A 23209-nucleotide genomic window follows, 5' to 3' on the forward strand; every position below is an offset into this window, starting at 1 on the left:
TCGGGGGCGGTAACACTATTCTGAGAGGTCCTCCCACCACGATCACGAACCCGCCGAGGAGCGTTCGCGCTCCGTGATTTCGCCCGAAGGGCAGTCCATGGACGAATTCACCGCTCGCTCGACCTCGCTCGTGGGACGCCGGGAGGAACTCCGCGCCATCGACGAGGCGATCGCGGCGGCGGCCGGGGGCGGGTTCCGCTTTCTCGCGCTGACCGGGGAGCCCGGCGTGGGGAAGACCCGGCTGCTGAACGAGCTGGCCGCGCGCGCCGCTCCGGAGGGGTTCCTCGTGCTCGCGGGGCGCGCCTCGGAGTACGAGCGGGAGGTGCCGTTCGGGGTGCTGGTCGACGCGCTCGGCGACCACGTCCCCGACGTCGTGCCGAAGCTGCCGCCGCGGGTCGGCCCGGCGGCGGTGGCGCGGCTGTCGGGGATCTTCCCCACCGTCGCGGACCGCTGCGAACCGCCCCCGGCCCCCGAGCCCGGCGCGGACGCGAACCCCGTCGCCGCGCGCCACCGGCTGCACGGCACCCTCCGGCTCGTCGTCCAGACGTTCGCCAAGTCGCGCCCGCTCGCGCTCATCCTGGACGGGCTGCACTGGGGCGACTCCGCCTCGCTCGGCTTCCTCGACTACCTCGTCCGCAACCCGCCGCGCGCGGGGGTGGTGGTGGCGACGGCGTTCCACTACCGCCCGGACATCCCGAGCCTGGCCCGGCTGATCCAGGCCGACGACGGCCTGCACCTCAACGTCGGCTGCTTCGACCTGGGCGAGACGGCGGAGTACCTCGGCGCGGGGTTCAGCCGCGCGCGCCAGCGCGAGCTGCACCGCGTCAGCGGCGGCAACCCGTTCTACCTGGAGGCGCTGTCGCGCATGGACGGGGCCGCGACCCGCGACCCCCAGGCGGAGGTGCCGCTGAGCGTGCGGGCCGCCATCCAGCTCGAACTCGGCGGCCTGTCGGAACCGGCCCTGCTCGTCGCGCGCGCCGCCGCCGTCGCGGCGGACGCGTTCGAGCCCGGCCTGATCGCCGTCGCGGCGGGCGTCCCCGAGAGCGACGTCGTCACCGCGCTGGACGAGCTGGTCGTCAGCGGCGTCGTCCAGCCGTCCGCCACGGGGCGGTTCCGCTTCCGGCACCCGCTCGTCCGCAACACCGTCTACAGCACCGCCGCCGCGGGCTGGCGGCACGCCGTGCACGCGCGCATCGCCCGCCACCTGGAGCAGGTGGGCGCGCCCGCGACCCTGCTCGCCCACCACGTCGAGAACTCCGCCCGCTACGGCGACGCCGCCGCGATCGACATCCTGCTGCGGGCCGCGCGGGCCGTGGAGTCGCACGCGCCGAGCGCCTCCGCCTTCTGGTTCTCCGGCGCGCTGCGGCGGATGCCCGAGGACCACCCCGAGCGCGTCGCGGTGATGCTGAAGGTGAGCCGCCTGCACGTCGTCGCGGGCGAGCTGGAGCAGGGGGAGCGGGCCGCCGACGAGGTGATGCGGCTGCTGCCGCGCGGCGAGGGCACCGACCGCGCGCGGGCGGCCCGGTTCAGCGCGATGACGCGGCGGCTGCTCGGACGGGTGGAGGAGAGCCGCGCCGTCATCATGGACGAGCTGCGCGCGATGCCCGACCGCGAGTCCCCGGCGGCCGTCCACCTGCGGCTGCGGCTGGTCGCCGAGAACCTGCTGCGGATGGACCAGGACGCGGCCCGCGCCCTCCTCGACGACATCCCCGAGCACAGCCCGTCCTGGGACGCGGCGTGCACGATGGCGGTCGCCGCGCTGCGTCCCATGTGCAGCTACGCCGACGGCCAGATCGACCGGGCGCTCGGCGAGCTGGACACCGCGTCCCACCTCCTCGCGATCACCCCGGACGGGCAGCTCGCCGAGTCGGTGGACTCCCTCACCTGGCTCTGCTGGTCGGAGCTGCTGATGGGACGGCCCGCCGACGCCTCGCGGCACTTCGAGCGGGTGCTCTCGGTGACCCGCGCGACCGGGCAGCACTTCATCGTCTCGGTCGCCATGTGCGGCCTCGCGCGGGCGCAGACCGCCCTCGGCGGGCTCGCGCGGGCCGCCACGACGGCCGACGAGGCGGTCGAGCTGGCCGAGATGCTGAACGCGGGGCAGCAGATCGTGTTCGGCCTCGCGCAGCGGTCGGTCGTCGAGTACTGGAAGGGGAACGGCGCCGACGCGGTCGACTTCGCGCGGCGGGCCGTGGACACCGCCGGCGACCAGGGCGAGTGGTGGGGCAAGCAGGCCGAGCTGGCGCTCGGCCTGGCGCTGGTGGAGACGGGGCAGGCCGAGGCCGGGGCCCGGTCCCTGCTGGAGGCGGCCAACGGGTTCGCCCGTCCCGGGTCCGACCTCGTCACGCTGGTCCAGGTCTCCGAGCGGCTCGCCGAGCTGGAGGCCGCGCGGGGGCGGCACGCCGCGTCCGCCGAGTGGGCGGCCGAGGCCGACAAGTACTCCCACGCGAGCCTGCCCGTCTCGACCGGCCTCGCCGCGCTCGCCCGCGCGCACTCCCTGCTGAGCACCGACCCGGGCGCCGCCGCCGAGCACGCCCGGGGCGCCGCCGCCGTGCTGGCGGGCAACGAGTACCCGCTCGACGCCGGGCGGGCGCTGCTCACCGCCGGGACCGCCGCCGCGCGCGCGTCCCGCCGCGACACCGCCAAGGCCGACCTGCGGCGCGCGGCGGAGGTGTTCGGCGGCTGCGGCGCGGCCTCGTTCCTGCGGCGGGCGGTGCGGGAGCAGCGGCGGCTCGGGATCTACGTCCCGGTGCGCGGCCGCTCGTCCGGCCCGCACGAGCTGTCGCGGCGCGAGCTGGAGGTGGCCGAGCTGGTCTCGGCCGGGCGGACCAACCAGCAGATCGCCGAGGCGCTGTTCATCAGCGCCCGCACCGTCGAGAGCCACCTCGCGCACATCTTCGCCAAGCTGGGCGTCTCGTCCCGGGCGGGCGTCGTCAGCGCGCTCAGGTCCCCCTCCTGAGCCGCGGTCGCGGCGCTCCTGGGGTGCGGCCGCCGGGCACTACGTAACCCCGGGAATCGGCAATATCAGTGATTCTCCGGATGTGCGTCCGTAACCCCATCGGCGAGGCTCGCGGCAGAGGTGATCGGGTGATCGGGTCCCGTTCGCCGAGGCGCCGGGAGGTGGGGGACGTGACGTCGATACTGCTGTGCTCAGCCAACGCCGACTGCCGCGACCGGGTGGCGGGCGTCCTCGGCCGGACGCTCGGGGGCCAGGTCAGGCTCGTGGTGCCGGACGGGAGATCGGTGGCCGCCGCGCTCGTCGCCGCCGCGACCGACCTGCTCGTGGTCGACCTCAGCCCGTGGCGGGCCGGGCACGGGGACCTCGTCCGAGCGGTGTGCCGGGAGGGGCGCGTGCTCCGCGTCCCGGTCGTGCTGCTGGTGGACCACACCGCGCGGTTCGGCGAGGCCGCCGGGCGCCCCGAACTGCTGGCCGCGCTGTGGGCCGGTGTCGCGAGCATCGCCGACCGGCGGGGGCCGGTCGCCGAGGTGACCGCCGCCGCCCGGACGGCCGCCGCCGGCGGCCGCTACCTCGCCCCCGCGTTCGCCTGCTGTCTGCTGGACGACCCCGTCGACGGGCCCGCGCTGCTGGACGAGCTGTTCGAGGCCGACCCGCACCGTCCCGGTGTGCTGACGCCGCGCGAGCGGGAGGTGCTGGCGCTGCTGGCGTCCCGTCCGTCCAACGCGTGGATCGCCGAGCGGCTCGCGCTGAGCGAGAAGACCGTGAAGTACCACGTGTCGAACGTCCTCGGGAAGCTCGGGCTGCGCGACCGGGGCGAGGCCGCCGCGCTGGCCGCGAGCATGTCGCCCGACCACTGCGGGACGCTGGCGTCCTAGCGCGTCAGGCGTGGCCGCCCCACCGGGGGCCCGCGTACCGGACGACGATCCCCTCGATCTCCCGCCGCGAGGTCCGCAGCCGGATCAGCGGGGCGATGACGACCCAGCCGGTGTCCGCCTCGGTGTAGCAGAACGGGCTCCGCGGGCTCAGGTAGTCGGGCTGCGCGCTCCCAGGGTTCAGGGATACGCACAACGCCCGCTTCTTCTTGTCGTCGATGCGGCGGAGCACGACCCGTCCGATCTCGTGCCACCCGTAGTGGACGCGGCGTCCGCCGTGCCGCAGGCTGAGCCCGCCGGGGCCGATCTCGAACGTCACGGGCCGCGCCAGCGCCATGGCCTGCCAGACCGCGCGCGGAATCGCCCTGACGCAGTTCACCGCGCCGACTATGGCCACGACGACGCCGATGAGCGTGGCGACGCTGTCGGCGTCGGAGGAGGTGCCGCCGAGGGCGAGCCCGGCGCCGAGCAGAAAGATCGCGACCCAGATCAGCGAGTAGAGGACGGACGCGGCGAGCGCGATCGCGGCGGGCGTGATCCGCCCCGCGATCCGCACGGCCTGCCGCGCGGGTGGGGCGGCCTGCGGCGACGGGAGTTGGCGCGTCGGTGCCGGCCTGGGAGTGGGCGTGTGCGCGGTGGGGAAGCGGGTGACCATCTCCTGGACGGGCGGCGGCAGCCAGGCGCCCGCGTCCCCGCCCGGGGTCAGGGCGCCGAGCAGGTCGGACGGCGCCGGACGGGCCGCCGGGTCCTTGGCGAGGCAGGCCGCGACCAGGGGGCCGAGCGGCTCCGGCACGCCGCCGAGATCGGGCTCCCGGTGCACGACCCGGTAGGTCAGCGCCTCCGAGGGTCCCTCGCCGAACGGCCGCACCCCGACCGCGAAGGCGAGCACGGCGCCGAGCGCGAACACGTCGCAGGCCGGCGTGCTCGCGCCGTCCGTGATCAGCTCGGGGGCCATGAAGCCGGGCGTCCCGGCGCGGGTCGTGATCCCGGACGCGTCGACCGCGCGGGCGATGCCGAAGTCGATGACGCGCGGCCCGTCGGCGGCGATCAGCACGTTGGACGGCTTGAGGTCGCGGTGCACGACCCCCGCCCCGTGGACGGCCTCCAGCGCCTCGGCCAGCCCGGCGCCGAGCACCCGGGCCGAGGCCGGGGGGAACGGTCCGTGCTCGGCGACCGCCGAGGCCAGCGAGGGCCCGGGGACGTAGGCGGTGACCAGCCAGGGCGTGTCGGCGTCGGGGTCGGCGTCCACGACCGGCGCGGTGTGGAACCCGCCGACCCGCCGGGCCGCCTCCACCTCCCGCTTGAACCGGCGCCGGAACTCGGCGTCGGCGGCGAAACCGGCGTGGACGAGCTTGACGGCGACGGGCCGTCCGCCGGGCGATGACCCGAGGTAGACCTGGCCCATCCCGCCCGCGCCGAGGCGCGCCGTCAGGGTGTACCGGCCGACGGTACGGGGGTCCTCGGGTCGCAGATCGTCCACAGCCCCTCCTCCGGTCGTGACGGCCCCCGCCCAAGATTCAAGCGGTGCGGGGAGGTTTCGGAAAGCCCCGGGACGGCGTCCGTCGCTCAGACCGCGAACAGCAGGGCGGCGCTGAGCAGGACGACCAGCGCGGTCGCGAAGTGGATGCCGAACGCGGCGGCCCTCGTCCCGCCGTTGCGCAGCACGATCACGGTGTCGCCGAGCGGGACGAGTGCGACGACGAGCATGTACCAGGCGGCGGCGTCGGCTCCGGAGAAGGCGACCAGGGCCAGGCCGAGGAGCCCGAAGGCGGCGTCGCGGACCCCCTTGACGCTCAGGTAGGCGGGGTCGCCGTCCGGCTTGGCGGGGACGCCGTAGCCGGCCGCCGCCGGAAGCGGCTGGACGAGGAACCGCGCGCCGATGAACAGGACGAACAGGCTGAGCAGGACGGCCAGGCCGTAGGCGATCGGTGCGAGCATGACGACTCCCGTTGAGTTAGCAGTGCTAGGAACGTGATCGACGTTAGCAGAGCATTGGCAAGATGACTAGCGATGCTAGGATCATGGCCATGTCGATTCAGGCGCGCCGGGAGCGCGAGCGGGCGGAACGGGAACGGGCGATCGTCACGGCCGCGCGGGAGCTGGCCGAGGCCGAGGGCTGGGACGCGGTGACCACGCGGCGGCTCGCGGCGGAGATCGAGTACAGCCAGCCCATCCTCTACAGCCATTTCTCGGGCAAGGACGCGATCATGGCCGCGGTCGCGCTGGAGGGGTTAGCCGACCTCGCCGCCGTACTGCGCGCGGCCCGTCCGGGCGGCATCGCGGCGGTCGCGGCCGCCTACGCCGAGTTCGGCGAGCGGCGGCCCGCGCTGTACGACGCGATGCTCACGCTCGCCGTCGACCTGGAGTTCGCCAGCCCGGAGTCACCGGCGCCCTTGCGGGAGGGGTTCGGCGAACTGCGCGAGACCATGCGCCCCTACGCGGGCGACGACGACCTGGAGATGCTCACCGAGACGTTCTGGAGCGGCCTGCACGGCCTGCACATGCTGATGCGCCACGGCCGCCTGCGCCGCGCCGACCACGAGCGGCGGCTCGCGCTCCTGATCGGCCGGTTCTCCTCCCCGGTCAGAAGTCGATGACGGGCGCGGGCCAGCGGCGCAGCCGGTAGGGCAGCCCGACCGCGACGCCGCCGAGCTCGACGGCGAGCCGCGCGTCCAGCAGGTCGCGCAGGTGGGCGCGGTCGTCCGCGCCGAGGTCCGCGACCTCGACCGGGTCGGCGAGGCGGTGGAAGAGCGCGAGCAGGCCCGGCTCGTGGATGACGAAGTGGGCGCCCGGGTCCTCGCGCAGGTCCTGGACGGCGGCGAACCCGGGCCCGCGCCGCCAGTAGCACTGGCCGTAGCGGTGCGCCGCCCGCCACTTGCCCGCGACCTCGTCGCCGAACGCCGGGGGCGCCAGGTGGAACAGCAGCCCGCACGGCAGGTCCGCGACCGGGCCGCCCCACTCCAGCGGGAGCTGGAACGAGGTCGCGCGGACGAGGAAGGCGATCAGCCAGGGCGCGCGCGGCAGCGCCGGGGCCTCCAGCGTCAGGCCGACGACCCCGGCGGCGGGCAGCGCGCCGAGCGCGTCGTCGCCGGGCCACGGGCCGCCGTCGAGTTCGGCCCCGGTCGGGCGGACGCGCAGCCACGTCAGCGGCTCCTGCTTCCCGCGCGGGACCGCCGTGCCGGACGCCAGGTCGGCCAGGGACACCTCCAGGACGCGGACGTCCGGGCGCCCCCGTGCGGCGGCGACCCCGGCGGCGCTGGTCAGGTCGACCGGCGGCAGGTCGCGGATCATCGTGCTCCCCGAAGGATCATGTGCCCGCACCGACCATGGCGGGCGTGGGGATGGCCGTGCCGCGCACCGCCGTCGCGTCGTGCCCGGTCGACAGCGTCACCGCGCGCCCCGACTCGCGGAAGACGAGGCCGAGCGCGGTGAGATCGTCGATGAACGCCGAGGCCCAGGCGGCGTCGACCGGCCACCCGCCCGCCGACAGGTGCCGCGCGAGGCCCTCCGGCGAGCGGCCCCGCCCGAGCGCGGCGTAGGCGGCGACCTCGGCCGGTTCGTCCAGGACGTGGTCGGCGGCGCGCCGCCCGGCCCGCCGGTCGTACAGGTGCAGCCGCCCGGCGACGGCCCGGTGGGTGAGCGCCGAGGTCGCGTACGCCTCGCGCCAGGCGTCGAACGCCGCCTTCAACCCGGTCAGTGTGGCGCCGCCGACGCCCTGGTCGGGCGTCTCGAAGAGGTAGGCGACGTCGTTCAGGTCCGGTTCGCCCAGGTCGGGGAACACGCCCCGGTACCAGGATCGCGGACGGCGCTCGGCGAATCCCAGGTCAGGGTGGTCGAAGTACGGGTTGAAACGTTCGAGCGCGATGCGGTGCGCGCCGAGCGGCGGCTGAAGATGGTACAGAAGGGGGATCTGGGTGATCACCTCCTGATAGCACCCATCGGTCTCGCCGGGGAAGCCGACGAGGTAGTTCCACAGCACGGTGAGGCTCTGCTCCTGGAGTTCGCGAAGCGTCGCGACGTTGTTCGCGCCGGTGACGCCCTTGCGCATGAGCTTCAGCGGCAGCGAATGGAGGTTCTCGATTCCCGGCTGCACCTGGATGACCCCCGCGCCGCGCAACGCGCGCGCCTGCTCCGGTGTGATGTTCGACTTGATCTCGTACATCACCCGCAGATCGAGATCGCTTTTCTCCAGTGTGGGGAAAACCGTTTCGTAGTAGTTCTTGTCAACGATGTTGTCGGTGGTGAGAACATCGAGCACCTGATGCCTCTCGATGCCCGCGAGCAACTCCTCGACGACCCGGTCCGGCGCCTTCGACCGGAACGGCAGAATGAGATCGGAGAGCCCGCAGAAAGTGCAGTGGTGCCGCTCGCCCCACCAGCATCCGCGCGCCGACTCCATCATCAGCGCGGGCTGGATGTAGTCGGCGACCGGCGATTCCTCCAGTCGCTCGAAATAGGCGCTCTGGTCCATCGGCGGGAACTGCGCGCCGCTCGGCAGCGCGCCGCCCTCGGGGTTCGCGCGGGACGTCCCGTCCGCGTCGCGCCAGCACAGGCCGGGAATCGAGGCCGGCCGCCCTTGGTCGCCCTCGGCCAGCGCGGCCAGCAGCGAGCGCAGCGGCGCCTCGCCCTCCCGCCGCACCACAAAGTCGATCTCCGGGAAGCACCGGTGCAGCGCGGCGCCCATGGTGTCGTCGCAGTTGGAGCCGCCGAAGACGATCGTGATGTCCGGATCGAGCGCCCGCAGCCGCCGTGCGACCGCGAGTGCCGGAATGGTCTGGGAGAACGTCGTGGTGAACCCCACGACCTCGGGACGGCCCGCGATGATCTCTTGCGCCGCGGCGTCGGCGAACGCCGGGGCGAGCTCGAAGATCTGCTCCGCGACGTCCGGGTCGAAGCCGATCGCGGCGCAGGCGGCGGACGCCTCGTCCGGGAAACTCCGGTGCCCGTAGAGCGCGCCGGTGAAAAGCCATTCACCTATTCCGCCGGTGAATCCCTCTTCGGCGACGTACATGTACGCCTCGGGCAGCAATCGCGCTCGCGCGGTGCCTTCCTCGGCCGTTTCCGCCTCGCCGAGCAGGTGCTCGGCGAAGGAAATGCTGCCGTAGTACGTGGTGACCTCGTGGTCCGGCGCGAGGGCCGCGGCCAGGACGCCGGCCGCGCCGTTCGGCGCGGTCATGAGGTGCCAGGGCATGACCGCGAGGGTCACCCGCACGTGTCGACCTCCGGTGGTGGATGGGAAACGAGTGCCGGACGGAAACGTGGCGCGAACCCGAAAAGGGGCCCGGCCACGCTCGGGAGCCGTCAGAACTCGTGGCGCTGGCTGGCCGTCTGCTGCTTACGGATTACCTTTCGCTTCACGGGTCCTCCCTTCTGGGCTGGAAGTTTCACGCACCTTTTCTACCCGCCGCGACGAGGGCCACCGCACCGGGGTGGCCGATGTCGGCCAAGATCAGGCACTTTTCCGCCAAGCCGTGTGCGGACCGTGCTTACCTGGGTGCTGGAGGTGAAAATGACGGGGCCGAACCTGGGGACGGGAAGCGCCAACTCCTATCGTGCCCTGTTCGCCATTCCGGGCACCGCGCGCCTGTATTTCGGATATCTGCTCGCCCGGATGCCGGTCGGCGTCATCGGGCTCTCCCTCCTCCTGCTCGGCCAGGACACCGGCGGCACCGCGCGCTCCGGCCTGCTGGTCGGCGCGTTCTCCGCCGCTCTGATGATCGCGACCCCCCTGCTCGGCCGCGCCCTCGACACCTTTCCTCCCGGACGGGTGCTCTCCCTGGCCGCGACCGCCCAGTGCGCGGCGCTCGCCCTCCTGGCGATCTGCTGGTCGACCTCCGAGCCGGAGACCGGCCTGCTCCTCACGGGCGCGCTCCTCGCGGGCGCGTCCCTGCCCCCGGCCGGGCCCGCACTGCGGGTCGCGCTGCCCGTCTTCGTCCCCGACGACCTGCTGACCACCGGTTTCACCGCCGAGGCCGTCATCCTGGAGACCGTCTACATCATCGGCCCGCTACTGGTCGGCGGGCTCGGCGCGGTCGCGGGCTGGCTGCCGCTCGCGGCGGCGGGCGGCTGCACCGCCGCCGGGGTCGCGGTGATGCTGTCCAGCGGACGCCTCGCCGGCGCCTGCGTCGACACCCCGCCCGCCCGCGCCCTGTGGACGCTCGGCCCGCTCGCCGACGGCGGCGTCCGCCGGCTGCTGCTCGGCGCGTTCCTTTTCCTGCCCGCGCTCGCGGTGGTCGAAGTGGGCGTCGCCGCCGTCGCGGGAGAGCGCGACCGCCCCGAACTGCTCGGCGTCGTGATGGCGTTCTCCGCCGTCGCGAGCCTGGCGGGCGGCCTCCTGTTCGGCCTGCGCCGCTGGCCGGGGTCGCTGGCCTCCCATGTGGCGGTGCTCGCGGGCTGGTTCGCGGCGGCGTCCGTCCTCGGCGCCCTGGCCCCGGGCCCCTGGCCGGCCGGCGCGGCGGTCGTCCTGGGCAGCCTCGTCGTCGCCCCCGCCCTCGCCCTCCTCGGCCGGATCGGCGGCGTCGTCGCCCCCGAGGGCCGCGCCGCCGAGACCTACACCTGGCTGTCCACCATGAACAACTGCGGCCAGGCGGCCACCCTCCCCCTGGCCGGCCTCCTGGCCGAACGCAGCGGCCCCGAAGGCGCCTTCCTCCTGGCAGCCACCCTGGCCGGCACCGCAGCCCTGTTCATCCTGAACAACCGCCGCCACCTCGCACCCACCACCACGTCCCGCCCCAGAGAAACAGTAAGAACCTAACCCCAGCCCCCACACCGAACTGCCTAAGCCACCCTCACCGCAAGCCATCCCTACCGCCACCGAACCCAACCTGACCCGCCGCACCCCTTGCCCTGCCCCCAACACCAAGCCCGCCACAACGCGCCCCCGTCGCCAACCACCCCACCCAAGCCGAACCCGCCGCAGGCGCACCTGCCCTCACACGGTCCTCCCAAGCCGAGCGCACGCCACCGAAGCCGCCACGCCGCGCCCGCTGCAAGAGGACCGCCGTCTGAGGACCCAAGCCAACCCTGCTGAGCCGGGCCCGCTGCGATGCAGGCCATCCGCCAGACGGGATCCCTCCTCGCGCTCGTCGCGCCGAACCCGCTACGCCTAACCCGCCGCAGGCGCCCCTGCCTTCGGACGCGCCGCCCAAGCCAAGCCCATTCCAAACCGAGGCGCCTATGCCGAGCGCGCTGCACCGAAGCCGTTACACCGAGCCCGCTCGATGGTCCTGGCGCAGCGCCGCCCGCGACAGCGCCACCCGCTGGAGCAGCGGGACGGCCGCCGCCAGCGCCTCCTCGCCGAGCACCGCCGCCGTCGGGACGGCGCGCTCCGGGCCGCCCGCAGCGCCAGCGTCGGGGTTGCCGCCGGGCAGCTCCTCAAGCCAGACCTGCTGAGTCAGCCCCGCTGCAAGTCATGCCAAGCGCCTGATGGGCGCGCCCTTACCCCCGCCCACTGCACTGGACTCACCATGCCGAGCTCGCTGCAAGCGGCCCCGTCGTCAGACAGCCCGCCCCAAGCCGAGTCCGCCCCAAGGCGAGCCCGCCTTAGCCGTATCGCCTACGCCGAGCGCGCCCCAAGCCGAATCGACTACGCCGAGGCATTGCGCCTGAGTGGCTGCGGCGCGATCGCTGCAACAGGGCCGCCGTTGGACGGCCCTTTCCCAGGCTGGGCCCGCTGCGCAAGCCCGCTGTAGGGCGGACCGGTTGCCGGACACGGGCGTCCCAGCCGAGCCGCGTACGCCGAGGCGCTGGCCCGCGGCGGCGAGCCGCAGGAAAGGGTGCACAGCGGACGGCCCCGCCCAGCCGAGCGCGCTGCGCCGAGCCCTGCTGCGAAGCGGACCGGCTGCCGGACGGGCCCGCCCTGGGCGAGGTCGCCGTTGGGCGGGCCCGCGATCGACTGCGGTCTAGATCAGGCCCTGCGCGAGCATCGCGTCGGCGACGCGCTCGAAGCCCGCGATGTTGGCGCCGACGACGTAGTCGCCGGGCGCGCCGTACCGCTCGGCGGTCTCGAAGCAGGTGTCGTGGATGGACGTCATGATCCCCGACAGCTCGGACTCGACCCGCTCGAACGTCCACGACTCGCGGCCCGCGTTCTGCTGCATCTCCAGCGCGCTCACCGCGACGCCGCCCGCGTTGGCGGCCTTGCCCGGCCCGAACGCGACGCCCGCGCCCTGGAACACGTGCACCGCGCCGGGCGTCGCCGGCATGTTCGCGCCCTCCGAGACGGCCTTGACGCCGTTGCGGACGAGCACCGCCGCGGCGCTCTCGTCCAGTTCGTTCTGCGTCGCGGACGGGAGCGCGATGTCGGCGGGCACGTCCCAGACGCTGCCGCCCGCCACATACTGCGCCGAGTCGCCGCGCTGCTCGGCATAGTCGGAGACGCGGCCCCGGTCGACCTCCTTGACCTTCTTGAGCAGGTCGAGGTCGATGCCCTTCTCGTCCACCACGTAGCCGCCGGAGTCGGAGATCGTGACGACGTTCGCCCCGAGCGCCTGCGCCTTCTCGATGGTGTAGATCGCCACGTTGCCCGAGCCGGACACGACGACCTGCTGGCCGTCGAGGTCCTCCCCGCGCCGCCGCAGCATCTCGGCGGTGAACATGACGTTGCCGTAGCCGGTGGCCTCCGTCCGGCCCGCGGATCCGCCCCACGGCAGGCCCTTGCCGGTGAGCACGCCCGCCTCCCAGCGGTTGGTGACCCGCCGGTACTGCCCGAACAGGTAGCCGATCTCGCGTCCGCCGACCCCGATGTCGCCCGCCGGGACGTCGGTGTGGTCGCCGATGTGTCGCTGCAGCTCGGTCATGAACGACTGGCAGAACCGCATGACCTCGGCGTCGGAGCGCCCGTGCGGGTCGAAGTCGCTGCCGCCCTTGCCGCCGCCGATGCCGAGCCCGGTCAGCGCGTTCTTGAAGATTTGCTCGAAGCCGAGGAACTTCACCACGCCGAGGTTCACCGTCGGGTGGAACCGCAGCCCGCCCTTGTACGGCCCGAGCGCGCTGTTGAACTCGACCCGGAACCCGCGGTTGACGTGGATCTCGCCCGCGTCGTCCTGCCATGGGACGCGGAAGACGATCTGCCGCTCCGGCTCGATGACCCGCTCCACCATCTTCGCGGCCGCGAGCCCGGGTCGCGCGGCCAGCACGGGCGGGAGTGACTCCAGCACCTCGTGGACGGCCTGGTGGAACTCAGGCTCGCCCGGGTCGCGGCGCAGGACCCGCTCGTAGGACTCCTCCAGCAGGGCCAGTGTCTCCGGCGGTGCCTGGAGGCGGGGGGACAAGGGCATAGGTGATTCCTTTCGCAGAACAACAACCTTTGTACCTGCCCGGGAGCACCATCCTCGCACCCCGCGATCATCCGCGCGGTGCGAACGCCGGCCTGCTTCCCCTTGACCGGATGATCTGACAACCGGACCACCCCAGGGCGCCATGCGCCCTACTCTGTCGGGATGATCCCCAATGCGGTTGAGTCCTCCGCAATCGCCCGACTCGGCTGGTTGGACGCGCTGCGGGGATGGGCGGCGATCACGGTCGCGCTCCATCACGCGAGCTATGTCTACATCCCGGACGTGCAGAGGTGGATGGCCGAACGCTTCGACCCCGGCCGCTACGGCGTCCTCGTGTTCTTCCTGGTCAGCGGCTATATCGTACCGGCCTCTCTGGAGCGCCGCGGCAGCGTCCGGGGCTTTTGGATCGGACGCTTCTTCCGCATCTACCCCATGCTCGCGCTGTGCTGCCTGGCGGCGGTGCTCCCCTTCATCCTCGGCATCCTCGGGCTGCGCGCGGGGCTGGAACAGTACGACCCGGTGACAGCCGTCCTGGCGCATCTGACCATGTTGCAGGATCTCCTCGCCGTCCCCAATGCCATCAACGTCCTGTGGACGCTGACCTACGAGATGGCCTTCTACCTCCTTATCGTCGGGTTGTTCGTCGTCGGCGGGCACCGCCGCTCCGCGCCGGTCGCCTCCGGATTCGCACTGGCCGCGGTGCTCGTGGGCGGCCTCATCCCCTCCACCCTGCTCTCGCGCACCGCGGGCATCGGCCCCCTCGTCGCCGCCGTCACCATCGGTCTGGTCATCTCGATCGCCGCCGCCGTGTCGGACCGCCCCGGCCTGCGCGTCGTCGGCGGCGTCCTCGGCGGCCTGCTGGCCGCCGCGCTGGCGGCCGCCAACAGCCGCGTCTACGCCTGGGAGGGGCTGACCCTCCTAGCGATCATGTTCACCGGAACCGTCCTCTACCGCGCCGAACACCGCCAGATCAGCCGCCGCGCCGCCGCCGTCACCGTCGCCGTCGTCCTCGCGGGCGGGATCGCCGCCGGAACGGTGCACGCGGGTTCCTCCACCCGCGCCTGGAACAACCAGTTCACCTGGACCCTCCCGATCGTCCTGGCCGCCCTGACGTTCGGCGCCGCCTGGCTGCTGCGCGGCCGGAGCTTCCCCCGCTGGGCCATCACCCTCGGCGCCGCCAGCTACTCGATCTACCTCCTGCACCCGATCCTGCTGATGGTGGACACCCAGTTCCTCGGCACCAGCAACCACGAGAACAAACTGGGCCTGGCCGCCTTCGTCACCGTCCTGGTCACCGCAAGCTGGGCCTGCCACCGCTGGATCGAGACCCCGGCCCAACGCCTAGGCCGCCGCCTGACCCGCCGCCTGGTCCCCCCACCGGCTCCACCCCCAACCCCTCCACCCCCCACAGACCAAGCCCCCCACGCCCTAACCCCCTAACCCCCTAACCCCACCACCACACCACCCCCACAGATCACCCACCATGCCCACCCCCGACCCGCCTACCGTCTGCCCAACACACCCCCCGACTCGCACATCCCCGGCCCTCACACCGCCCCATCTGCAGATCGCCCGGCCCGCAGATCGCCCGGCCCTCACGCCGCCCGGCCTCAACACCCCCGACGCTCGCGCCCCCGCGGCCCGCATGCCAACCGGCCCGCACGCCCTATGGTCCGCACGTCGCACCGCCCTCCCGTGCGCCGCCTCCCGTGCACCGCCCCTCCCGTGCACCGCCCCTCCCGTGCACCGCCTCCCGTGCGTGTCGCCGCCGTCCGCCTCGCTTGCGGACCGTGGACCCTTCCCGCGCGCTCTCCCACGTGCGCAGCACACGCCGCTTCGCGCCATCACCCTCCCGCTTCGACACATGCCATGCGGCCTCATCCCGCCCGTGTGCGTAACGCCAGCTGCGTACCACTTATGGCGCGCCACTCACGGCGCACGTCCCGGCACCTGACACAGCCCCCAGCTCAACGCTCGGGCAGTTGTCTGGTCTCCTCGGCTTCTTCACCTCCGGCACTGGCCTCTGCGGCGTGGCCCCCCTACTTCACGATTCCGGCGGCGCGTGCGTCGGCGAGCCATGAGGGGAACTCGGTCATCAGTTGGTGGTAGAGGTCGTCGTCGGCGATCGCACGCGGCTCGGGGCCGGCGGGGAAGAACGCCGCATTGTCGATCATGCGCTTCTGCGGGACGGGAAGGTCGTCGAGCTTGTGCAGGAACCGGAACTCGTCGTTGCCGAAGCCGATGAACTGCCAGAAGATCGGCAGCGTGGACGCGCCGCAGAGGACCTTCTCCGCCGCCGTCTTCGAGTCCGGCGACCCGTCCGTCTGGAAGATCACGAACGCCGGTGCGGCGGGGGCGGTCTCCCGGTAGTGGGCGATGACCGCCTCCATCGCGGCGGCGTAGTTCGTGGTGCCCATATGCCCGAGGCGTTCGTGTTCCTCGTTGATCCGGCCCTGGTACCGGGTGAGGCCGACCTCCACTGGCGGGTACGCGGCCTTGTCGAAGAACACCACGGGGACCTTGCCGTCGTCGTCCAGGTGCGCGGCGAGCGCCAGGGCCTGTTCGGCCAGGTGCTGGACGGTGCCGTCCTTGTAGTAGCGCCGCATCGAGCCGGACCGGTCGAGCACCAGGTAGACGGCGGCGCGCTCGCCGCCGAGACCACGCTTTTCGAGGTTGACTCTGGCGGTCTTGTAAAGGTCGACCAAGCCGGGGGCCGTGGCATTGACCTTCTCCAGGCTTATGGGCATCGAGCAACGCTCCTAGCTGGGGTGGGACGGTTCGGAGCCTCTCAGCATGCACTCGTCGGCGATCTTCTGAGGCGCGATGGCCGACTGCGGCTAAAACGGTCCAACCGGGAGTTCCCGAGTGGTTGGAACCGCGATGGTCAGCTGGGGCAAGAGCGGTCGGACTGCTCGTCCCTGTGTGTAGTCGGGTTTGCGATGGCTGTTCGTAGTGGTCGGACTGCCGCTGCTGTGTGATTGAGGCGATGGTCGTCGTCGACAAGGGCGGTTCGATCGCTCGTCTTTGGGTGTTGGGGCCGCGGTGGGTGGGTTTGGTTTGGGGCTGTCGAGCCGCTCGTCCATGTGTGGTTGGGATTGTGTGCTGGTTGGGCATGGGCGAGGCCGTTGGATCGCTGGTTCTTGTGTGGTCGGGGTGATCGTGGGCGTGGGTCATCGTTTGAGTTGGATCCAGGAGGCCGACGGCGGGATCGGACGGCCCGCGAGTGTGCCGGTGAAGGTGAGGTCGTAGTCGATGCCGGGGCGGGGACGGGTACCTGCGGTGATGGTGAAGGGCACGCTGACACGACCTTGTGGGGGGATCGTGATCGTCGTGGCGGCACCGGGGCGGATCGTCCAGCCGTTGGAGACACGGCCGGACAAGCTGATCTTTTGTGGACGGTTACCGAAGTTGTAGGCGTCGAGCCACATGCGCGTGGTGGTGCCCATTCGGTAGCCGACGGGCGGTTCGGTGTTGCCGTTGTCCTTGCCGGGGGCGGCGTTGGCGGCGGCGTACCGCTGGCTGAGCACGACCTGCTCCGCCGCAGACGGGGCGCGCCGGAGCTGCTGCTCGCCGTGCGGACGGTGCGGTCGGCGTTCGGTGCGTTGCGACACCAGGTAGATCGGGTCGGGTGAGGCTGTGATGTGCAGGGTTCCGTCCGTGGCGCGCTCGGCTGGGCCCTGGGGGGCGCCCATCAGGTCGTAGCGGTCCACCCGTCCGGATATCGGGAGTTGCACCTGGGTGGGTTTGGCCGCCCACAGCACCGTGACGTTCTGCGTACCGCTGTCGAAGACGTGCCCGCTGGCTCCCGCGGGCAGGCCCGGCAGCCGCCAGACGAAGTCCGCCCTTCCCAGCAGTCCGGTGAGGGCGGCGTGCGCGCTGTAGGCGGGCAGCGGCTGAAAGGCTCGGCTGAACATCGAGAACGTGAACCCGTCATCGGTCAGCGGCGGCCCGGCGAACCAGAAGTGCTTGTCCACCCCGTCGGCGAGATCCTCGACGGCCGAACGGACCAGGTACCGCGCCTGCTCGGACTGCCGCGCCCCGGTGGGATCCTGCCCGGGCTGGACCGGCAGGAAGATCCCGGATTCGGTCATCCACCTCGCGGTCCCCTCACCGTGGCGCCGCCAGAGTTCGTGTTGGTCGCCGGCGGAGCTCGGGACATCGGGGTCGGGCGTTCCCGGAGGCCAGGGGTAGCCGTGGAATGACCAGATGTCGGCGTACCGGACGACATCGCTCCGCAGCATCAGCTGTTGGTAGGGCCCTATGTCCGCGATGCCCGGCAGTGCGATGAGCGGACGGTCGCGGCGGGCCGCCACGCCGAGGGCGGCCGCTTTCACGTAGGCGGCCTGCTGGTCGCCGGTGCTCGCGGTGTCGTCCACGTCGGGTTCGTTCGACATCTGGACCACGTCGGGCCGGACCCCGGAGGGTTTGCCCGCGACGTGCCGCCCGTATCTGTAGGCGTCGCGCAGGTCGGCCGGGAGCGGGACGGAGGTCGGTGTCATCGCCCACTCCGGCGGACCCTCGATGACCTCCAGCGACTTGAGGCCGTGGCGGTGCATCGCGGCGATGACGCCGTCCTGCGGGGTCGGAGCGTAGCGGCCCCGGCGCGGCTCGGTGGCGGGCCAGGACCGGCCGTCGCGCACGTAACCCGCCCCCATCTGCCGCAGCGCGTCGGCCAGCGCGTCCCTCCGGGCCGACGGCACCACCGCGTGGGCCCAGGTGTTCACGCCGAACCGGTTGCCGGAACCCTGGACGGGTCGCTGCTCCGGCAGCCTCGCGAAGCGTCCGACCAGTGTCTTCCCGGAAAGCGTCGCGCTCGTTGTGTAGTGGCCCGGCGGCAAGTTCGGCAGCGCGAGGGTCGCCGTCGTGGCTCCGGCGGGGATCGTGGCGGTCCCCGAGGCGACCCGGGAGGAGCGGTGGTCACGGATGTCGTACCGGACGGTTTGGGGGGCCGCCGTGTGCGCGTTGAGGCGGAAACGCAGATCCGCCTTTGAGCGGTAGATGCCGAGATTGGTGGCGGGATCCTGGATATGGACGTCCGACAGGGCGAGCGGCGTCGGCGTCAGCGTGAAGGAGTCGAGGAGGAAGCGGTGGAGCACCGCCCCCTCGAAGGCGACGGGCTCGTCGATCCTGAAGGTGATCTCGTTGACGCCGCGATGCAGCTCGACGTCGCCGAGGCCCAGCCGGTAGAGGTCGCCCCAGGCTCGGGGGGCGTCCGACCAGTACGCCTGGGATTTGGAGACCTGGGTGGAGGGACCGCCGTTGACCGCCAGGTTGATCGGGGAGCCGGTCTCGGTGTCCTCCGCCTGTTCCAGCGGGGAGGACATTGTCGCCTCCAGGCTGTAGGGGCCGGCGGCCGGGGCATGGACGGTGTAGGTGGCGTACCAGCCCCGTCCGTCCGGACGGCGGGCCGTGGCCAGCGCCAGATATCTGCCGCCCGACGCCCGCCGGTCGGACGCGGACGGGATGTCGGCCCGGGTCGGAGCCTCGCCCTCGATCTTGATCGCCGTCGCGGCGGCGCGTGCGTCCGCCTGCGGCCCGGCCGTGCCGATCAGGCCGAGCGCGAGCGCCACAGTGATCGCGGCGGCCACCTTGCCGTGGGCGCCGGGTGTGTTGATGACCTTCATGCCGTCGAGCACACCACCGGGGTCCGGGTCGCGTCCTCGGCCAGGCGGCCATCGATTCTGGCCAGGTGGCCACGACCAAAGGCCGATCGGCTACTGCCCGTCCGCTCGGACCGTCCCTAGGCTCGGCTCATGCACCGAATTCGCGAAGCCCTCGCCGCCACGGGCGGGACGTGGTGGACGCCGCCCGCCGGGCTCAGGCACCGCCGCGTCATGCGGGACTGGGCGGTCGATATCGCCCTGCTCGGCGGCGCGTGGCTGGTGTGGGCGGATGTCCAGCGGACCCTTCCGCAGCAGGACGGCCTGCCCGGCTGGACGGTCACGGCCGACCCCTGGTTCGGCGCCGTCGCCTGCTTGGCGCTGTGCCTGCGGCGACGCTTCCCGCTGGGGCTGGCCCTACTGATGGCGCCACTGCTCGCGGTGACGGCCGCCGCGACCGGTGCCGCCGCCGTCGCCGTGCTCACCGTGGCCGTCCACCGGGAATGGCCCGCCGCCGCGCTGGCCACCGGCCTCAACCTGCTGGTGGTCGTGCCCTTCGGGCTGCTGTTCCCGCCGCCGGGCAGCTCCGGCGGGCAGAACGCGGTGGCGTTGTTGCTGATCTTCACTGCGCCGCTCGGGTGGGGCGTGGCCGTCCGGGCCCGGCGCCGCCTGGCGGAGGGAGCGCGCCTGGAGGAGGAACGGCGACGGCGCGAGCACGCGCTGCGGCTCGCCGACGCCCGCCGGGCCGAGCGTGCCCGGATCGCCCGCGAGATGCACGACGTGCTGGCGCACCGCGTCTCCCTGCTGGCGATGCACGCCGGAGCGCTGGCCTACCGGACGACCCAGGCCGAGACGGGGAAGGGGCCGCCGCTTGAGGCCGCCGAGGTGCGGGAGGCGGTCGAGGTCATCCGCGGCAACGCCCGCCTCGCCCTCGACGAACTCGGTGACGTCCTCGCGGTGCTGCGTTCGGACGACGCCGAGGATCCCGACGACGCCTCCGCGTCCCTCGCGCGGCCACAACCGCGCATGACGGAGATCGCCGGTCTGGTCGAGGAGGCGCGGGCCGCCGGGCAGCGGGTCGCGTTCGACGGCGGGGACGTCCTCGACGCGCCGGTCCCGCCGCGTCCGCAGGTACAGCGCACCGCCTACCGCACGGTCCAGGAGGGCCTGACCAACGCCCGCAAACACGCCCCCGACGCTCCGGTCACCGTCCGCCTCACCGGCCGACCCGGCACCGGCCTAGAGGTGGTGGTCACCAACCCGATACCCGACAACGCTTCCACGCTGACTGAGCCCGCCCCCACGCTGACCGATGGCGCCTTGGTGGTGAGGGGCTCCATGCCTGGGTCGGCGGAGGCCGCTGGTGTGCCGGGGGTTCCTGGTGCCGCGCTAGGGGATGCCGCTGCTGCGTTGGAGGAGATCGCACCCGCGCCGGCGGTGTCTGGCCCTGTGGCCATCGGCGCCACGTTGACCGATGGCGCCCTGGTGGTGACGGGCTCCATGCCTGGGTCGGCGGAGGCCGCTGGTGTGCCGAGGGTTCCTGGTGCCGCGCTAGGGGATGCTGCTGCTGCGTTGGAGGAGATTGCACCCGCGCTGGCGGTGTCTGGCCCTGTGACCATCGGCGCCACGTTGACTGATGGCACCTTGGTGGTGGCGGGCTCCACCCCTGCGGCGGTGGAGGCTGCCGCCGTGCCGGCGGGACCCGCTGCCGTGTTGGGGGATGTCGCTGCTGTGGTGGGGGAGGCCGTATCCGCGTCGGCGAAGGCCGTCGCTCTGCCGAAGGACCCCGCTGTCTCTTCGGCGGATTCGGCTGCTGCGGTGGAGGTGGCTGTACCCGGGGTGGCTGAGGCTTGCCCTGCGGCGGTAGACGTCGCGTTGGCCGGTTCCGCTGGCGCCGCGATACCGGGATCGACGACGGGACGGGGCGTGCTGGCGAATGCTGCCGCTGTCAGGGGGGAGGCTCGGGCGACCGTGGTGGCCGAGGCTGTGACGGCGATGACCGGGGCGGCTGTCGGGTCGACAGGTGATGGCGCCGCGTTGGTTGATGCTGGCGGCGTGGTTCTGCCTGGTGCGGGGCGGGGGCTGGCCGGGTTGGGGGAACGGGTGGCGCTGGACGGTGGGACTCTGGAGCATGGGCCGCGCGAGGGGGGTTTCCGGTTGGCCGTCCGGTTACCGTGGCCGGCATGACCGATCGGCCGTCCGCCCCGGTACGGGTACTTCTCGTTGATGACGACCCGCTGGTGCGCACCGGGCTGCGGCTGATGCTGCGCGGCGCCACCGACCTGGAGGTGGTGGGGGAGGTCGCCGACGGTACCGGCGTCGTCGATGCGGTGTCCCGCCTGCTGCCCGATGTCGTCCTGATGGATGTGCGGATGCCGTATCTGGACGGCATCGCCGCGACCCGAGCGCTCTCCGCTCGTGGGGACGGTGCGCCAGCGGTCATCGTTCTGACGACGTTCGGTGACGACGCCAACGTCGTGGCCGCGCTGCGCGCCGGGGCGGCGGGCTTCCTACTCAAGCACGCGGGGCCCGACGAGATCGTCGACGCCGTGCGGCGGTCCGCCAGGGGCGAACCGGTGCTCTCCCCGACCGTGACCCGCACGCTGATCGACCGGCTCACCACGGGACCGGTGGAGAACGTCCGCTCCGCTGAGGCGCGTAAGCGCATGTCCGCGCTGTCGCGGCGCGAACGCGAGGTCGCCGCCGCCGTCGCCGAGGGACTCGCGAACTCCGAGATCGCCGAGCGCCTCTACATGTCGGTGAGCAGCGTCAAGGCCCACATCTCCAGCGCGCTGACGCGGCTGGATCTGTCCAACCGCATCCAGCTCGCCATCCTCGCCCACGACGCCGCCGACCACTGAAGACCACGCTCCGGCGAGGGGCGAGGGGCGAGGGGCGAGGGGCGAGGGTTGTGGTGGGCCAGCGCGAGCGCAAGAAGGCGGCTACCCGCCGCTCGATCGCGGACACGGCGCTCCGGCTGTTCCTGGAGCGCGGCTACGACGGGGTGGGTTGTTTATCGCGGGGTGAGTTTTTTTGTGGGGCGGGGTGGGGTTGTTTGGTGTTAGGGAGGTTGCGGGGCGGGGGAGGTGGAGTGGGGTGGGGTGGGTTTTGTGGGGGGTGGTTGTTTGTTGTTGTTGTTGGGTTAATTGGGGGTTCGGATTGGGGTTTTTAGGGCGGTTAGGGCTGTCAGGGTGCAGAGGGTGCCGGCTGTTAGGCAGGCTGTTTTTATGCCGTAGCGGGAGGCGGCGCCGGTTAGGGCTGCTACGCCTAGGGGGCCCAGGGTGTTGTGGATTGTCCAGAAGGAGGCGGTGACGCGGCCTAGGAGGTGGTCGGGGGTTACCTCTTGGCGGAAGGACATTGAGCAGATTCCGGCTGTACCGGTGGCGAACAGTTGGACGACCGCGAGGGCGCCGACCAGGAGGACGCCGGGGGACAGGCCCAGGAAGGCGATCGCGGTGCCGCACAGGGCCCATGAGCCGATCCAGCAGGCCGCGAAGCCCAGGTGGCGGCGTGCGGACGCGACGGTCGTCGCGGCCAGGAGGGAGCCCAGGGTCGCGGCGGCCAGGACGTAGCCGACGGTCCTGTCGGAATGGCCCAGGTCGTGCTTCAGGTAATAGATGATGAGGTCGGTCAGGCCGTAGGTGATGAAGATGAGCAATGAGAGCAGGGCTGTGAGGGCGCGTAGTGCTGGGTGGCGCCAGAGGAATTCGGCTCCTGCCAGGAAGTCTTTGAGGGGGGTTTGGTGGGGTGGGGTTTGGGGTGTGGCGCGGAATTTTATGAGGGCTATGCCGGCGGCGGAGAGGGCGAAGCTGGTCGCGTCCACGGCTATTGCCATTGCGGGGCCTACAAGGGCGGATACCAGGCCGGCGAGTAGGGGGCCGGCGACGCCCGCTACCGAGTACGCCGAATAGAGGTGGCCGTTTGCCTTGGTTATCTGGTCCTCCTTGACCAGGCCGGGCACCACCGTGACGTAGGTGACCTGGAACTGCATCGCGAAGGCGCCGGTGAGGGGCATGATCGCGTAGAGGAGCCAGACCTGGGGGGAGAAGAGCCAGACCAGGGGGATCAGGCCGTAGAGCAGGCAGCGGGCGATGTCGCAGGTGATCAGCAGGGCGCGGCGGTCCACGCGGTCGGCGAGGTATCCGGCGAAGAGGCCGGTGAGGATGGAGGAGGCGCCGACCAGGGCGGTGACCGCGCCCATCTGGACGAGTGACCCCGTCGCCCGCAGCACCAGCAGCGGAATCGCCACGAAGGAGAAGGCGTCGCCGAGGGCGGAGAGGGTCTGCGCGGTGAGGAAGATCCGGAAGTCCCGTCCGGAGTGCATTCGGCTCCCGTCGTGGTGATCAAGCCGCCCACGAAGAAGTGGAGCAAGATCGCGTCGCGTTGTCGAGGGGGCGGTGGCCGGGAGTGGTCGCGGGACCCTGTGAAGCGTGATCGTCACGCTACGGTGCGTGCAGGCTCTGGCAGGGGGTTCGCTATGGCGTTGGTGGTCACGTTCGC

15 protein-coding genes are annotated in these 23209 nt (G+C 72.4%); 7 read left to right on the plus strand and 8 right to left on the minus strand.

The window, feature by feature from the left end; genetic code table 11:
• The first annotated feature begins 97 nt into the window (after window positions 1-97).
• Both GNZ18_RS17160 and GNZ18_RS17165 read left to right on the plus strand, forming a co-directional pair.
• Window positions 98-2959, plus strand: coding sequence for an ATP-binding protein (locus GNZ18_RS17160; protein WP_156217434.1), 2862 nt, complete (start codon window positions 98-100; stop codon window positions 2957-2959).
• Between the two features lie 170 nt (window positions 2960-3129).
• Window positions 3130-3834 carry a helix-turn-helix transcriptional regulator gene (locus GNZ18_RS17165; RefSeq protein ID WP_308165793.1) on the plus strand — a complete coding sequence of 235 codons (705 nt, stop codon included), beginning with the start codon at window positions 3130-3132 and terminating at the stop codon, window positions 3832-3834.
• A 4-nt stretch (window positions 3835-3838) separates the two neighbouring features.
• Here the strand turns inward: GNZ18_RS17165 and GNZ18_RS41230 are convergent, their stop codons facing one another.
• Together GNZ18_RS41230 and GNZ18_RS17175 are read right to left on the minus strand one after the other, a co-directional pair.
• Complete coding sequence (locus GNZ18_RS41230) at window positions 3839-5311, minus strand: serine/threonine-protein kinase (RefSeq protein ID WP_312874578.1); 1473 nt, start codon at window positions 5309-5311, stop codon at window positions 3839-3841.
• An 86-nt stretch (window positions 5312-5397) separates the two neighbouring features.
• Entirely contained in the window at window positions 5398-5769 is a 372-nt protein-coding gene (locus GNZ18_RS17175) for a DUF4267 domain-containing protein (RefSeq protein WP_156217435.1), read from the minus strand.
• Between the two features lie 89 nt (window positions 5770-5858).
• On the opposite strand from GNZ18_RS17175, the gene GNZ18_RS17180 reads away from it, so the two are divergent.
• A complete protein-coding gene (locus tag GNZ18_RS17180) occupies window positions 5859-6428 on the plus strand; it encodes a TetR/AcrR family transcriptional regulator (protein WP_156217436.1) in 570 nt (189 codons plus the stop codon).
• On the opposite strand, the gene GNZ18_RS17185 is transcribed toward GNZ18_RS17180, so the two are convergent.
• Window positions 6415-7122, minus strand: a complete 708-nt coding sequence (locus GNZ18_RS17185; protein WP_156217437.1) for a DUF5825 family protein — start codon at window positions 7120-7122, stop codon at window positions 6415-6417. The two genes, GNZ18_RS17180 and GNZ18_RS17185, sit on opposite strands and share 14 nt — an antisense overlap.
• 16 nt (window positions 7123-7138) lie before the next feature.
• Window positions 7139-9043: a RiPP maturation radical SAM C-methyltransferase gene (locus GNZ18_RS17190; protein ID WP_156217438.1), complete on the minus strand. Its 1905-nt coding sequence runs from the start codon at window positions 9041-9043 to the stop codon at window positions 7139-7141.
• A 297-nt stretch (window positions 9044-9340) separates the two neighbouring features.
• Between GNZ18_RS17190 and GNZ18_RS17195 the strand changes: the two genes are divergently transcribed.
• Window positions 9341-10585 (plus strand): MFS transporter, encoded by a 1245-nt coding sequence (locus GNZ18_RS17195; protein WP_156217439.1) that lies wholly within the window; start codon window positions 9341-9343, stop codon window positions 10583-10585.
• 1147 nt (window positions 10586-11732) lie between these two features.
• On the opposite strand, the gene gdhA is transcribed toward GNZ18_RS17195, so the two are convergent.
• Window positions 11733-13109 carry an NADP-specific glutamate dehydrogenase gene (gene gdhA / locus GNZ18_RS17200; protein ID WP_156217440.1) on the minus strand — a complete coding sequence of 459 codons (1377 nt, stop codon included), beginning with the start codon at window positions 13107-13109 and terminating at the stop codon, window positions 11733-11735.
• A gap of 162 nt (window positions 13110-13271) precedes the next feature.
• On the opposite strand from gdhA, the gene GNZ18_RS17205 reads away from it, so the two are divergent.
• Window positions 13272-14549, plus strand: coding sequence for an acyltransferase family protein (locus GNZ18_RS17205; protein ID WP_156217441.1), 1278 nt, complete (start codon window positions 13272-13274; stop codon window positions 14547-14549).
• A 599-nt stretch (window positions 14550-15148) separates the two neighbouring features.
• On the opposite strand, the gene GNZ18_RS17210 is transcribed toward GNZ18_RS17205, so the two are convergent.
• Window positions 15149-15856, minus strand: coding sequence for a VWA domain-containing protein (locus tag GNZ18_RS17210; RefSeq protein WP_156217442.1), 708 nt, complete (start codon window positions 15854-15856; stop codon window positions 15149-15151).
• A gap of 423 nt (window positions 15857-16279) precedes the next feature.
• Window positions 16280-18733 (minus strand): carbohydrate-binding protein, encoded by a 2454-nt coding sequence (locus GNZ18_RS17215; protein ID WP_156217443.1) that lies wholly within the window; start codon window positions 18731-18733, stop codon window positions 16280-16282.
• 129 nt (window positions 18734-18862) lie between these two features.
• Between GNZ18_RS17215 and GNZ18_RS44015 the strand changes: the two genes are divergently transcribed.
• Window positions 18863-20896 (plus strand): sensor histidine kinase, encoded by a 2034-nt coding sequence (locus GNZ18_RS44015; RefSeq protein ID WP_216651325.1) that lies wholly within the window; start codon window positions 18863-18865, stop codon window positions 20894-20896.
• On the plus strand, window positions 20893-21570 hold the full coding sequence (locus tag GNZ18_RS17230; RefSeq protein ID WP_156217444.1) for a response regulator: 678 nt from the start codon (window positions 20893-20895) through the stop codon (window positions 21568-21570). The genes GNZ18_RS44015 and GNZ18_RS17230 overlap by 4 nt, the downstream gene beginning before the upstream one ends.
• Window positions 21571-21851: 281 nt before the next feature.
• Here the strand turns inward: GNZ18_RS17230 and GNZ18_RS17235 are convergent, their stop codons facing one another.
• Window positions 21852-23033 (minus strand): MFS transporter, encoded by a 1182-nt coding sequence (locus GNZ18_RS17235; RefSeq protein WP_156217445.1) that lies wholly within the window; start codon window positions 23031-23033, stop codon window positions 21852-21854.
• Between the last annotated feature and the right edge of the window lie 176 nt (window positions 23034-23209).

The sequence above is a fragment of the Actinomadura litoris genome (genome assembly GCF_009733595.1).
GTDB classification, from domain to species: domain Bacteria; phylum Actinomycetota; class Actinomycetes; order Streptosporangiales; family Streptosporangiaceae; genus Spirillospora; species Spirillospora litoris.

Coding starts and splice junctions, on each gene's coding strand:
- GNZ18_RS17235 (WP_156217445.1), bottom strand. CDS start 23,033: ATGCACTCCGGACGGGACTTCCGGATCTTCCTCACCGCGCAGACCCTC.
- gdhA (WP_156217440.1), bottom strand. CDS start 13,109: ATGCCCTTGTCCCCCCGCCTCCAGGCACCGCCGGAGACACTGGCCCTG.
- GNZ18_RS17180 (WP_156217436.1), top strand. CDS start 5,859: ATGTCGATTCAGGCGCGCCGGGAGCGCGAGCGGGCGGAACGGGAACGG.
- GNZ18_RS17195 (WP_156217439.1), top strand. CDS start 9,341: ATGACGGGGCCGAACCTGGGGACGGGAAGCGCCAACTCCTATCGTGCC.
- GNZ18_RS17185 (WP_156217437.1), bottom strand. CDS start 7,122: ATGATCCGCGACCTGCCGCCGGTCGACCTGACCAGCGCCGCCGGGGTC.
- GNZ18_RS17160 (WP_156217434.1), top strand. CDS start 98: ATGGACGAATTCACCGCTCGCTCGACCTCGCTCGTGGGACGCCGGGAG.
- GNZ18_RS44015 (WP_216651325.1), top strand. CDS start 18,863: ATGCACCGAATTCGCGAAGCCCTCGCCGCCACGGGCGGGACGTGGTGG.
- GNZ18_RS17210 (WP_156217442.1), bottom strand. CDS start 15,856: ATGCCCATAAGCCTGGAGAAGGTCAATGCCACGGCCCCCGGCTTGGTC.
- GNZ18_RS17215 (WP_156217443.1), bottom strand. CDS start 18,733: ATGAAGGTCATCAACACACCCGGCGCCCACGGCAAGGTGGCCGCCGCG.
- GNZ18_RS17205 (WP_156217441.1), top strand. CDS start 13,272: ATGATCCCCAATGCGGTTGAGTCCTCCGCAATCGCCCGACTCGGCTGG.
- GNZ18_RS17175 (WP_156217435.1), bottom strand. CDS start 5,769: ATGCTCGCACCGATCGCCTACGGCCTGGCCGTCCTGCTCAGCCTGTTC.
- GNZ18_RS17230 (WP_156217444.1), top strand. CDS start 20,893: ATGACCGATCGGCCGTCCGCCCCGGTACGGGTACTTCTCGTTGATGAC.